This window comes from Sphingomonas sp. CFBP 8765 (assembly GCF_014841445.1).
In the GTDB taxonomy this organism is placed as follows: domain Bacteria; phylum Pseudomonadota; class Alphaproteobacteria; order Sphingomonadales; family Sphingomonadaceae; genus Sphingomonas; species Sphingomonas aerolata.
Window position 1 is genome coordinate 229,715 of record NZ_JACYTY010000004.1, and the last position, 12,513, is coordinate 242,227.

Sequence of the window (12,513 nt, forward strand, 5' to 3'; positions counted from 1 at the left end):
CACACTCTCCTTTTGCCGCCGTTCTAGACGGTCGCGCGGTACGCGGCACCCCCAACCAAAGTCAGGGATGATCCCGCCCGGGCGATCCGCCATCGTCGTGTTGCTTGCATCTACGCGTCAGACCGGTGGAGCAACCAGGAGGTTGGGATGAGACGATCGGTATTCACGACGTTGCTGCTGGGCACGGCCCTTGCCGGGCTGACGCCGGGCGCCGCCTTCGGCCAGACCGCGCGAGAGGCGGAACTCGAAGCACGGCTCAAGGCGCTCGAAGCAGCGGTCCAGGACCTTCGCGGTGAGTTGACCGCAGCGCGTGCAACCGCCGCCGCGGCCCCGACTGTGCCCCCACAGACCGCCGTCGCTGCGTCGCAGGTGACGGCGCCGGCCGCATCGCCCGGCGGATCGCCCGGCGCGACCAATGTGGCCCAGGCCAAGCCTGTCGCAACAAATTCGGCACCGACCGATGGTTTTCGCATGGGGAACACGACGGTCAAGCTGGGCGGCTTCGTTCGCCTCAACGCCATTGCCAGCCGCTACAGCGGTGGCGAGGTCGCGGTCGGGGGGCTGGGCAAGGAGTTCTTCCTGCCGCAGCAGATTCCGGTCGGCGGCGGGTTCTCCAGCCAGGACCTGTTGCTCTCCGCGCGCCAGACCCGCCTGCAGTTCAGCACGGCAACCCCGATGAACGGTACCGACATAAAGACGCTGGTGGAGTTTGATTTTGCGCTCGCGACGGCGCCGGTCGGTGCCCAGCGCGCGACCAACCCCTACACGCCCACTTTCCGCCGTGGCTTCATCGAATATGGCAATCTGCTGGTCGGGCAGGAATGGTCCACCTTCCAGAACATCGCGGTGCTGCCCGAGACGACCGATTTCGTCGGCCCGCTGGATGGCACGGTGTTCAACCGCCAGGCGCTGATCCGCTACTCCATCCCCTTGCGAACCGGGCTGACGTTGCAGGTCGCGGTTGAGAATCCCGAAACGGAAACGGCGCTGCCCGCCAATGCGGCGCTGGTCGACACGGATGACGACCGCCTGCCGGACGTGGTGGCACGGCTGAACTGGAAGTCGACACTGGGCGATTTCGCACTGGCCGGCATCGCGCGCGAATTGCGCACCGATACGCTGGGCCGCGGCGATACCGCCTTTGGCTGGGGCGTTTCCGGGTCCGGGAAAATCCCAATCGGCAAGCGTCACGACCTGCGTTTCATGGCGACCTACGGCCAGGGCATCGGCCGGTATCTGGGATTGGGATATGTCCCCGACGCGATCTACGGCGGCACCGCGACGCAGCTCGAGCGGATCGACAATTTCGCGGGCTTCGCGGCACTGCGTATCGGCTGGACCGATGCGATCCACTCGACGCTGATGGGCAGCTACCAATCGGCCGATTATCCGGCCGGCGTGATCGTCACGGGGCTGGCCAATGCCAAGTCCTATGGCGGCGCTGCCAACCTGTTCTGGTCGCCGGGCAAGGGCTTCGACATCGGCGTCGAATATCGCCACGCCGTCCGCGAACTGGTTTCGGGTGATACCGGTGCGCTCGACCGCATGGAATTCGCCTTCAAATACGGGTTCTGATCGCCCGACGCTTAAAAATACCACCGCTCCACTTGAGAGGATACCGCCATGGCAACGACAACAGGGGACGCATCTCCCCTTGGTCACGTGAAGCAGAGCCAGCCACTGATCATTATCGCATCGTCGCTCGGCGCGGTGTTCGAATGGTATGACTTCTATCTCTACGGGCTGCTCGCGACGATCATCACCGCGCAGTTCTTCTCGGGCGTCAACGAGACGACCGGGTTCATCTTCGCGCTCGCGGCGTTCGCAGCGGGGTTCGCGGTGCGGCCGTTCGGTGCGCTGGTATTTGGGCGGATCGGCGATGTCGTCGGGCGCAAGAACACCTTCCTCGTCACGATGGCGATCATGGGCCTGTCGACGTTCCTCGTCGGCCTGCTCCCGAGCTATGCCTCGGTCGGCGTCGCCGCGCCGATCGCGCTGGTCGTGCTGCGGCTGCTGCAGGGCCTCGCGCTCGGCGGCGAATATGGCGGTGCTGCGACCTATGTCGCCGAGCATGCGCCCGACAAGAAGCGTGGGCTGTTCACCAGCTTCATCCAGACCACGGCGTCGCTCGGTCTGTTCGCCGCCCTGCTGATCGTGATCGGCGTGCGCACGCTCGTCGGCGAGGAGGCGTTCGCGGCTTGGGGCTGGCGCATCCCGTTCATCGTCTCGATCGCGCTGCTCGCAGTGTCGCTCTGGATCCGGATGCAGCTCGAGGAGAGCCCGGTGTTCCAGAAGATGAAGGAAGAGGGCAAGACTTCCAAGGCACCGCTGACCGAGGCGTTCGCCAAATGGGGCAACCTCAAGATCGTGCTGATCGCGCTGTTCGGTGCGGTCGTGGGGCAGGGCGTCGTGTTCTACACCAGCCAGTTCTACGCGCTGTTCTTCCTCGAGAAGAACCTGCGTGTCGACGGGCCGACCACCAACATCCTGATTGCGATCGCGCTGCTGATCGCGACGCCGGCATTCATCTTCTTCGGCTGGCTGTCGGACAAGGTCGGGCGGAAATGGATCATCCTGACCGGCTGTGCGCTCGCCGCACTGACCTATATGCCGTTGTTCCACGCGCTGTCGAAGGCGGCCAACCCCGCGCTCTATGCCGCGCAGCTGTCGTCGCCGGTCAGCGTCGTCGCCAACCCCGACGAATGCTCGGTACAGTTCGATCCGGTCGGCAAGAACAAGTTCGACAGCAGCTCGTGCGACATCGCCAAGTCGTATCTGGCCAAGGCGGGCATTTCCTACACCAACGTCGTCGCACCGGCGGGCACGGTCGCACAGATCCACATCGGCGGCGCGACCATTCCGGTCGTCAATCCGGCGATCGTGACAGGGGCCGATCGTACTGCAGCGATCAAGGCGTTCGGGGCCGAGGTGAAGACCGCACTGACCGCGGTCGGCTATCCCGAAAAGGCGGACCCGGCGCAGATCAACAAGCCGATGGTCGTCGCGATTTTGGTCCTGCTCGTGCTGTACGTGACGATGGTCTATGGCCCGATCGCCGCGCTGCTGGTCGAATTGTTCCCGACGCGAATCCGCTACACGTCGATGTCGCTGCCCTATCATATCGGCAATGGCTGGTTCGGCGGGTTCCTGCCGACCGCGGCCTTCGCAATGGTCGCGGCGACCGGGGACATCTATTACGGGCTCTGGTACCCGATCCTGGCCTGTGCGGTCACCGCATTGGTCGGTCTGGTTTTCCTGCCCGAGACGTTCCGCCGCTCGCTGCACGGCTGAACGCAAGTATCGAGCAGTCCCGGGGTGCGGCAGCCGCCGCACCCCGGACCTGTTTCAGAAGAGCGTCTTGAACAGTCCGGCATTGGTCTTGCCGAGTTCGATGATCGAATCCCCACGACCACTCATCACCGCTTTCGCCATATAGAGCGTGAAGCCCTTCATCTGTTCGAGCGTGATCTTGGGCGGCATCGACAGTTCGGTGCGCGCGGTGACGGCATCGAGCAGCGCAGGGCCCGGATGCGCAAGCACCTCGCGGACGCCCGCCTCGATCTCGCCAGGGTCGGTGACGCGAACGCCGTGGAGTCCGATCGCGCGCGCCATTGCGGCGAAATCGGGATTGTCGAGCGCGACGCCGGTCTCGATCATCCCCGCCGCCTTCATCTCCATTTCGACAAAGCCGAGCGTGCCGTTGTTGAAGACGATGATCTTCACGGGCAGGCCGAGCTGCCGAACGGTCAGCAATTCACCCATCAGCATCGCGAGGCCACCGTCGCCCGACAGGCTGACGATCTGACGGCCGGGATAGGCGGCCTGCGCGCCGATCGCCTGGGGCAGGGCGTTTGCCATCGAGCCATGGTTGAACGACCCGATCAGTCGGCGGCGGCCGTTCATCTCGAGGTAGCGCGCTGCCCAGACGGTCGGGGTGCCGACATCACATGCAAAGACGGCGTCGTCGCTTGCTAGGTAGCTGACGACGCGCGCGACATGCTGCGGGTGGATCACGCCGCTGCCCGGGGTGCCGGTCGCGAGCTCGTCCAGGCCTTTGCGCGACTTGGCGTAATCCTCGCGTGCGTCGCGCAGGAAGGCGCCGTCGCGCTCGCGTGTCAGCAGCGGCAGGACATGGTCGATCGTCGCGCCGACGTCGCCGACCAAGCCGAGGTCTATCGCGGTACGGCGGCCGAGATTTTCGGGCCGCAGGTCGATCTGCGCCACCTTCGCCTTTTCCGGATAGAATTGGCGGTAGGGAAAATCGGTGCCGAGCATCAGCAGCGTGTCGCAAGCCATCATCGCGTCATAGCCGGACGAGAAGCCGATCAGCCCGGTCATGCCGACATCATAGGGATTTTCATATTCGACGAATTCCTTGCCGCCGAGTGCATGGACGACCGGTGCCTGGAGCACGCCGGCAAGCGCGACGAGTTGCGCATGCGCCCCCCGACAGCCGCGACCCGCAAGGATCGTCACCTTGCCGGCGTCGTTCAGCAGCGCGGCAAGGCTGGCGAGCGAGGCCTGATCGGGGATGATCGTGGCCGCTTCGGGCAGCAACGCGGTGCGGGATCGGGCGATAAGGCCCGTGGTCGTGCGCAATGCAACATCGCCCGGCATCGCGACGACCGCGACGCCACGATGGCCGACCGCGGCACGGATCGCTGTGTCGAGCGTGCGCGGCATCTGATCGGCATCGGAGATCGTCTCGCAATAGACGCTGCATTCGCGGAACAGCTCTTCGGGACGGGTTTCCTGGAAATAGTTGGAGCCGATTTCGGCGCTCGGTATCTGCGCCGCAATTGCGAGCACGGGGACGCGGGTCCGGTTGCAGTCGTACAGCCCGTTGATCAGATGCAGGTTGCCCGGCCCGCAGGACCCGGCGCAGACCGCGAGCTTGCCGGTCAGTTGCGCTTCGGCGCCGGCCGCGAAGGCCGCCGCTTCCTCGTTGCGAACGTGCACCCATTCGATCGTTCCGCTCCGCCTGAGCGCTTCGGTGAGGCCGTTCAGGCTGTCGCCGGCCACGCCATAGATTCGCTCGACGCCGGCAAGCTCGAGCGTCTCGACGAACAGGTCGGCGATCAGGGTCTTGGGCATCGGGCGTCTCCGGGTCTCGAAAAAGGGTGAAGGTCGAGGCCTCAACGCGTCCCGGCGGCAAGTGACGCGGCGAAATCGCGGAATCGAACCTGGGAGCGGTACGGCCGGATCGTTGCAGAAATGTAACAAGTTCAAATTTTCGGTTGGAAAACGCGCGCAGATACGATCTCGTTACCCTGAATAGGTTGCATTCAAAATTTGGAGACCCGAGCATGCGCAACGGATCCCGGCAACATGCCGGGCCCATGACAAAGGATTGATTTCGGCACGGCCAGTATTGCGTGAGCAAACGACGTAAATCGTCGATGGACTTGGGGGAAGGATCCGAAAAGGCGCTCACCATTCGGGGGTAGCCTAATGAAGATCGCTCATCATATCTCGCGTCACGCCTTGATCGTTGCCGTTGCTGCTGGGGGGGGCATGTTTCGGCCAGTGCCCAAGAGCTTACCCAGACGACAAACCCCGCCACGGTAGGATCGGCCAGCCCGCCGACAAGTGATGCGTCCGCCGACATCCCCGACGACATCATCGTGACGGGGACGCGTGTGACCGGTATTACTGCCGCCGAAAGCGCGGCGCCGATCAAGGTGCTTGATGCCGACATGATGAGCCATGTCGGCCAGCCCAATCTGAACCAGATCCTGACGCAGCTGGTCCCGTCCTTCACCGCGCAGGCATTTGGCGGCGGCACCGCGAACCTGACGCTTTCCGCGCGGTTGCGCGGGCTGAGCCCCAACCACACACTGGTGCTCGTCAATGGCAAGCGCCGGCATGGCACCGCCAACCTTGCGGTGCTCGGCGGGCCCTATCAGGGGGCCGCGACCGCGGATCTCGACCTGATCTCCCCCTCGTCGATCAAGCGGATCGAGGTTCTGGAAGACGGCGCGGCGGCGCAATATGGCTCGGATGCGATCGCCGGGGTGATCAACATCATCCTCAAGGACGGCGGTACGGGCGGCGATGGCTATGCGACCGCGGGCGAGAATTACCAGACGGGCGGGCGGACCTATGCCGGGACGCTGCATCTCGCGACCAAGATCGGCGAGGACGGGTTCCTCAACGTGACCGCATTTCACCGCTATCACGACTTCACGCAGGTCGGCGGGCTCGACCGGCGGGTGACGGACGGTGATGGCAAATTGCTGACCGGCACGACGTCGCCGGCGCTAAGTCCCCTGCAACAGCAACTCTACCCCAATATTTCGGGCTTTCCGTACGTCAATCGCATCAACGGCGATGCGCAATCCCGCCTTACCAACCTGCAATTTAACAGCGCCTACGACTTCGGCGCGGCGGAGGTTTACAGTTTCGGCACCTATTCGAAGCGGATCGCCAGCGCGTACGAAAATCTGCGCGTACCGACGCGGGTCTCGCGGACGGTCGGTGGGGTCACGACCTATTTCGATCCTGACGGCGACAGCCCGGTCAACGGCTTTTCACCGCGCGAAAAGATCCGCGAGGACGACATGGCGTTTACCGGCGGGGTTCGCGGACTGCTGAGCGGTTTCACTTACGACCTGTCGACCAGTTTCGGGCAGGACAAGAACCTGATCTACACCGTCGATTCCGCCAACGCCTCGCTCTACGCGGATACCGGATTTACGCCGACGAGCTTCTATAACGGCTTCTTCAAGGCGACCGAGTTCACCGCGAACGCCGATGTCACCCGCGAGATCGCGGTGGGCATGGCGGCCCCGCTGAACCTCGCATTCGGCGCGGAGTATCGAAAGAACGTGTACGAGATCGGCTCGGGCGATGCCGCATCGATCTACAAGGAGGGCGGGCAATCCTATCCCGGGTTCCGGCCATCCGATGCGGGCGTGAACGGCCGCAACAGCCAGGCGGCCTATGTCGATGTCGCGATGATGCCAATCGACGGGCTGAAGGTCGATGTCGCCGGACGCTATGAACATTATTCCGATTTCGGCAGCAAGTTCATCTACAAGGGGACGAGCCGGTACGACTTTTCGGGTGCGTTCGCGCTTCGCGGCACGGTCTCGACCGGGTTCCGGGCGCCGACGCTCGCGGAGTCCTATTATTCCGCGACCAATGTCTCGCCGACGTCCGCGTTCGTGCAGCTGCCGGCCAATTCCGCCGCGGCCAAGCTCCTGGGGTTTGCCAATCTCAAGCCGGAGAAATCGACCAATTTCAGCCTTGGGACCGTGCTGCGCCCGGCACCACGCCTGACGATCACGATCGACGCCTATCAGGTCAAGATCCGCGACCGCATCCTCGGGACCGGCTCTCTGTACGGCAGCGGTGGTGCGACGAACTTCCCGATCGTGACCGCGGCCATTCGGGCGAACGGCAACATCCTCGACCCGACCGTCAACCAGACCGGGATCAACATTTTCACCAACGGCGCGGACACGCGGACGCGCGGCATCGATCTGGTGGCAAGTTACGTCACCGATCTTGCCGACTATGGCAAAGTGAACTGGATGCTGTCGGGCAACTATAACGAGACTAAGGCGCTCAGGCTGAATGCGGCGCCGGCGACGCTGGGCGGCATTCCGCTCTTTGACCAGGAGGCGATCAGTTATCTCGAGACGGCGTCGCCCAAGACCAAGGTGATCGGTTCGATCGTCTATGCGCTCGACAAGTTCGGCGCGACGCTGCGCGGGACCGTCTACGGCAAGACGACGGCGTATCTGACCCCGGATGGCGGCGCATATTATAAGCAGACGGTCGGGTCGGCGTTCATCGGCGATGTCGAACTCAACTACGATCTCACCGCCGCACTCAAGCTGTCGGTCGGTGCCAACAACCTGTTCAACAAGCGGCCGCCGACCGTCGGGCTGGTGCCGGGGTCGACCAACTCGCTGGTCAACGACGCCAATGTTCTCGACGGGCCGCTGACGTTCAGTCCCTACGGCATCAACGGCGGCTATTATTACGCGCGCTTCAATATCACCTTCTGACGAGATCGGGCGCGGCGCTCGGCGGCCGCGCCCGAACCTGCCTGCACGTCAGGCGGGGGCCATGACCGACAGGATATCATCGACCTGTGCGGTGGTGAACGCGGTATATTCGTCGCCGATCGCATAGGGCAGCAGGATGCGGCGCCCCTGCAACAGCCCGCCACAGCTATAGGTGACGTTCGGCACATAGCCGCCACGCTGCTCCGCGCTCGGGAACAGGAGCGGGGAGGGCGTGCGCGCCAGCACACGGCTGGGGTCCGCCTTGTCGAGCAGGCACGCGCCGATGCAATAGCCGCGGACCATGCCGACGCCGTGGGTGAAGACCAGCCAGCCCTCGTCGATCTCGATCGGGGATCCGCAATTGCCGAGCTGCACGAACTCCCATGGATATTTCGGCGCCATGATCGGCGTCCCGCGCTCCCAGGTGTAAAGATCGTCCGAGCGGAGCAGCCAGATCGTCTCGCTGTCCTGCCGCCCGAGCATCACGAACTGGCCATCGATCCGGCGCGGGAACAGCGCCATGCCCTTGTAGCCGGTCATGGCGCCGGCGAGGGGGCGCATTTCGAAGGTCCGCATGTCGACGCCGCGGAGCATTTCCTGCTGAACCTTGCGTCCGTCGAACGCGGTATAGGTCCCGATGATGCTGCGAACGCCGTCATGATCGGTGAAATTGACGAGGCGGAGATCCTCAACGCCCTGGCGCTGACTGGGCAGCACGGGAAAGATGACCGTTTCCGACGCGTCCTGGCTGTCGTCGCACAAGAGCCGGACCCAGCCATCCTGGTTGCGGTCGATTCGTGGCGGCACACCATGCGGGCTTGCCGGATCGATCACGAGGCGATCGTCGGGGCCCCATTCGCCAGTCCGGAACGTGACCGAGGAGATATGTCCTTCGCCGATGCCGCGCAACGACAGCACGAACTTGACGCTGCCCGTAGCCGATGCGGGTTCCTCGTCGATCCGCGCGATGCTCGGATTGAAAAGGGCCGCCGACTCGAACGCATATTCCTGACTGAAATAGGCGCCCAGCAGCAGGGCCTCGTCGGCGTCGATGTCGCCGATATCAAGCTCATCTTGAACCTCGGCAAAGCGGCGGCGGAAGACCTCATCGGCATTGCGATGCCGCTCCTCCATCGGTTTTGCGAGCAGTTCGACCATGCGTTTGCGCAGCGCGGGGTCGAGTGCCATCACCCGCTGCGCCACCGTTTGCGCGCGCGATGGACGGTTGGCCGCAAATGCCTCGGGATAGCTGAAGCTGAACGGGCGGATCACCGTTCGCGAAGGATCGGGCTTGAGTTCGATCTCAAGCTTCTTGAAGACGTTGGCAGCTTCCATGCGCGGACCTTTCATCGGGCGGCGTCCTGCATGCGCACACCCTTGCCCCGTTCAGCGATAGACCGCGCGTTTATATCCATGGATCGCATCGCCGCGGCGGATTTCCCCGTGACCTGCTGCTCTCGGACCTGACCGGAAATCGTCCAACAACTTTGCTATTGATAACCACTCGCAAACTTCTGTAGGGCATGACCATGCAGGCCACCCCGCAGCGCACGCCGGACCTAGGGCGAACGGCAACGTCGCCGCGGCGTCGGTTGCGTCCTGCGGTCGTGCCGATGATTGCCCGGATCGGGACCGCGCTGGTCGGTGGCTATGTTCTTGCCTCGGCGGTCGCCACGCTGATCGCGCGGCTGCTGCCAGTGGACCGTGCCGAGGCGACCAGCTGGGGAATGATCCTCTCGTTCCTGGTCTACGCAATCGCCGCGCTTTGGAGCTTTCACGGGCCACGCGTGATGCGCGTCATGCTCGGCATCTGGGGCGGCAGCGCGGCGATCGGCCTGGCACTGGCCTTGCTCGGGGTCCGCCCATGACGGCTGCCTTGCCGCTGCGGCAGAGCATGGCGTGGATCCATGGGTGGCTGGGACTGCTCGCGGGATGGCTGCTGTTCGCGATGTTCCTGACGGGGACGGCAAGCTATTTCCGGCCCGAAATCACTCATTGGATGCAACCCGAAATCCGCGCGAGCACGGTGTCGCCTGCGCAGGCGGCGCAAGGCGCGATGACCTATCTGCAGCGGATCGGCGCGGGTGACGACGTCCAGTGGTTCCTCTATCTTCCCGATGCCCGCTCGGCAGTGACGCGCGTGTTCGAGCAGCGGAGTCCGACGTCGACGGCACCGCCACGTCCCGCCGAACTGACGCTCGATCCCCGCAGCGGTGAGCCGGTTCGTGCCCGCGAAACGCGCGGCGGCGAGCATTTCTATCGGTTCCACTTCCAGCTTCAGCTGCCCTATCCCTGGGGGCGCTGGCTGGCCGGACTGTGTGCGATGGTGATGCTCGCGGCGATCGTCTCGGGGGTGATCACGCACAAGCGGATCTTTGCCGATTTCTTCACGCTGCGCTGGAACAAGGGACAGCGCAGCTGGCTCGATGCGCATAACGTCTCGGCCGTGCTTGCGCTGCCCTATCACGCGATGATCACCTATACCGGGCTGATCACGCTGGTGGCGATGTACATGCCGTGGCCGGCGATGGTGAACTACAAGACGCCGCTCGATTACGGGGCGGTCGCATTCGGCATTCCGACCGAACGCGCCGCGACCGGCATTGCCGCGCCGCTGCTGCCGATCGGGCCGATGATCGAGAAGGCCGAAGCGGTGCTCGGCGCGCCTGCGACGCGGGTCGTGGTACGCCATCCGAATGATCGTGCGGCAACGGTGACGGTGTATCGGCATGCCGGCGTGTCGATCAATGCGCGGCTGCCATCGGTGACCTATTCGGGAAGCACTGGGCAAATGCTCGAGCGATCGGGCGGCACCGGGCCCGCGCTGATGACTGCGGGGGTGATGCTCGGTCTACACGTCGCGAGCTATGCGGGTACCGGGCTGCGCTGGGCCTATTGCCTGCTCGGCCTGACCGGCGCCGCGATGGTCGGTACGGGCCTGCTGCTCTGGACGACCAAGCGGCGGCGGCCGGGCGCGGCGCCGTTCCCGGGGCTGACGCTTGTCGAGCGCTTGAACATCGCGGTGATTGCCGGGCTGCCGGTCGGGATGGCAGCGTATCTCCTGGCGAACCGGGTGATTCCTGCCGATGCGGCCGGGCGCGCCGATGGCGAAGTCGCCGCGATGTTCTGGGCCTGGGGCGCGGTCGCAGTCATGCAGCTGGCCCGATCGCCGCGGCGCGCCTGGATCGAGAGCTTCGCGATCGGCGCCATCGCGTTTGCCGCAATTCCGGTCATCAATGCCGTAACAACCGCGCGCGGTCTGCCGGCCTCATTGCGTGGCGACGACCCGGTATTTGCCGGGTTCGACCTGACCATGCTCGCGATCGCCACCGTGCTGGCGATGGCGGCATGGCGTGTCGCGCAACTTCGTCCGGCGGCTCCGGTACGACGTCCTGCCCGTGGAGTGGTTCATGCTTGAAACGATCATCGTTGCACTGGCGGGCTGGATGCTGCTCGCGGCCTCCGCGTTTCGCTATCGCCGGGATCTCGGGATCACCGCACCCGGGACGATACGGCTGTTGCGGATCGCCGCCGCCGCCGCGCTGACGCTGGCGTTCCTGCGGTGCGGGGCGCCGGTCAGCGGCGAACGCGTCGTGCGGTTTCTGGGTGGTGGCTCGATCGCGGCGGTCATCATGGTCGGCACGCTGTCGGTCGCGCCGATGTTCATTTTGCGGCCCGTCGTCCTGATCCTCGGCATGGCGCGTGCCCTACGACCTTCGAAAGACGAACACCGTACCGCTTCGGCCTGACGGCGGAAGCGGTACGGAGGGTGCCGGTCGTTCTCAATCGGCCTGAGGCCTCGATCCGCCACAGTTGTGGCGGATCGCAACCATCCTAGCGATTTACCGTGGCAGCCGGTGCGCGGGGTAGCGTTTGCGCGACGGGTGTGCCGACGGGTGCCGGTGGCGGCGTGACACCGGTTACGGATGGGGCGCAGCCTGGGACGGTGGACGGCGCCATTACACCGGGAGGGGCCAAGTTCGCGCCGCCCGGTGGCGGAGGCGGCGGACCATCGTGGCCGGGACCACCCGGGGCGCGAGGACCACCGGGGCCATGCGGCGGCGGCCCGCCCGCGACGATCCGCCCATTCGGATCGACCAGATAGGAGGCGCGCAGCTGTCCGTTGTCGTAGCGCCCCTGTACCGTCATCGTCGCGCCGGCGGTAACGCCATCACCGTTGCGGCCGGCATCGATCATCGTCCGCCCGGTTGCGTCCTGAAGGACGAAGCGGTCACCGAAGATCTCGACCACACGGCCCTTCACCGTCACCACGCCGCTCGTGCCCGACAGTCGGGCGATCGCGGTCGGCGTGGTGGGGGCCATCTCGATGCCGGGCCGCGTCAGCGATACGGCGCTGGCGCCGCCTGCGACGCCGACTGCGAGCAGGGCGGCAGCGGCGAGCCTCATCCGCGTTCCGCGGTTCAGTGTTTCCATCAAACGGGGCATTCATCGTCTCCTCTTCGTGTCGATGACCGGCTTCTAGGCGCCGCATCCCCAC

General features: G+C 64.9%; 9 protein-coding genes. 6 read left to right on the top strand and 3 right to left on the bottom strand.

Annotation, left to right across the window (positions count from 1 at the left end; genetic code table 11):
- Nucleotides 1-147: 147 nt before the first annotated feature.
- Together IFT87_RS12365 and IFT87_RS12370 are read left to right on the top strand one after the other, a co-directional pair.
- Nucleotides 148-1,575: a DcaP family trimeric outer membrane transporter gene (locus tag IFT87_RS12365; protein ID WP_152555342.1), complete on the top strand. Its 1,428-nt coding sequence runs from the start codon at nucleotides 148-150 to the stop codon at nucleotides 1,573-1,575.
- Nucleotides 1,576-1,623: 48 nt separating this feature from the next.
- Nucleotides 1,624-3,291, top strand: a complete 1,668-nt coding sequence (locus IFT87_RS12370; protein WP_031395000.1) for an MFS transporter — start codon at nucleotides 1,624-1,626, stop codon at nucleotides 3,289-3,291.
- A gap of 54 nt (nucleotides 3,292-3,345) precedes the next feature.
- On the opposite strand, the gene poxB is transcribed toward IFT87_RS12370, so the two are convergent.
- The gene (poxB, locus tag IFT87_RS12375) at nucleotides 3,346-5,094 is read right to left on the bottom strand and encodes a ubiquinone-dependent pyruvate dehydrogenase (protein ID WP_192008665.1); all 1,749 of its coding nucleotides are present in this window, start codon (nucleotides 5,092-5,094) and stop codon (nucleotides 3,346-3,348) included.
- A gap of 545 nt (nucleotides 5,095-5,639) precedes the next feature.
- Between poxB and IFT87_RS12380 the strand changes: the two genes are divergently transcribed.
- A complete protein-coding gene (locus tag IFT87_RS12380) occupies nucleotides 5,640-8,015 on the top strand; it encodes a TonB-dependent receptor plug domain-containing protein (protein WP_342211157.1) in 2,376 nt (791 codons plus the stop codon).
- 48 nt (nucleotides 8,016-8,063) lie between these two features.
- On the opposite strand, the gene IFT87_RS12385 is transcribed toward IFT87_RS12380, so the two are convergent.
- Nucleotides 8,064-9,350, bottom strand: coding sequence for a glycoside hydrolase family 130 protein (locus IFT87_RS12385; protein WP_192008835.1), 1,287 nt, complete (start codon nucleotides 9,348-9,350; stop codon nucleotides 8,064-8,066).
- Between the two features lie 188 nt (nucleotides 9,351-9,538).
- Between IFT87_RS12385 and IFT87_RS12390 the strand changes: the two genes are divergently transcribed.
- The 3 genes from IFT87_RS12390 to IFT87_RS12400 are packed head-to-tail and all read left to right on the top strand — an operon-like array spanning nucleotide 9,539 to nucleotide 11,764.
- Nucleotides 9,539-9,883 carry a hypothetical protein gene (locus IFT87_RS12390; RefSeq protein WP_052149013.1) on the top strand — a complete coding sequence of 115 codons (345 nt, stop codon included), beginning with the start codon at nucleotides 9,539-9,541 and terminating at the stop codon, nucleotides 9,881-9,883.
- On the top strand, nucleotides 9,880-11,433 hold the full coding sequence (locus IFT87_RS12395) for a PepSY-associated TM helix domain-containing protein (RefSeq protein ID WP_192008667.1): 1,554 nt from the start codon (nucleotides 9,880-9,882) through the stop codon (nucleotides 11,431-11,433). The genes IFT87_RS12390 and IFT87_RS12395 overlap by 4 nt, the downstream gene beginning before the upstream one ends.
- A complete protein-coding gene (locus tag IFT87_RS12400; RefSeq protein ID WP_031439083.1) occupies nucleotides 11,426-11,764 on the top strand; it encodes a hypothetical protein in 339 nt (112 codons plus the stop codon). Before IFT87_RS12395 ends, IFT87_RS12400 begins: the two co-directional genes overlap by 8 nt.
- A gap of 85 nt (nucleotides 11,765-11,849) precedes the next feature.
- On the opposite strand, the gene IFT87_RS12405 is transcribed toward IFT87_RS12400, so the two are convergent.
- Nucleotides 11,850-12,461 carry a hypothetical protein gene (locus IFT87_RS12405; RefSeq protein WP_128082095.1) on the bottom strand — a complete coding sequence of 204 codons (612 nt, stop codon included), beginning with the start codon at nucleotides 12,459-12,461 and terminating at the stop codon, nucleotides 11,850-11,852.
- Nucleotides 12,462-12,513: the final 52 nt, after the last annotated feature.

Bases quoted from the DNA above. Each gene is read 5' to 3' on its own strand.
- IFT87_RS12365 (WP_152555342.1), top strand. From the start codon at position 148: ATGAGACGATCGGTATTCACGACGTTGCTGCTGGGCACGGCCCTTGCC.
- IFT87_RS12370 (WP_031395000.1), top strand. From the start codon at position 1,624: ATGGCAACGACAACAGGGGACGCATCTCCCCTTGGTCACGTGAAGCAG.
- poxB (WP_192008665.1), bottom strand. From the start codon at position 5,094: ATGCCCAAGACCCTGATCGCCGACCTGTTCGTCGAGACGCTCGAGCTT.
- IFT87_RS12385 (WP_192008835.1), bottom strand. From the start codon at position 9,350: ATGGAAGCTGCCAACGTCTTCAAGAAGCTTGAGATCGAACTCAAGCCC.
- IFT87_RS12390 (WP_052149013.1), top strand. From the start codon at position 9,539: ATGACCATGCAGGCCACCCCGCAGCGCACGCCGGACCTAGGGCGAACG.
- IFT87_RS12395 (WP_192008667.1), top strand. From the start codon at position 9,880: ATGACGGCTGCCTTGCCGCTGCGGCAGAGCATGGCGTGGATCCATGGG.
- IFT87_RS12400 (WP_031439083.1), top strand. From the start codon at position 11,426: ATGCTTGAAACGATCATCGTTGCACTGGCGGGCTGGATGCTGCTCGCG.
- IFT87_RS12405 (WP_128082095.1), bottom strand. From the start codon at position 12,461: ATGCCCCGTTTGATGGAAACACTGAACCGCGGAACGCGGATGAGGCTC.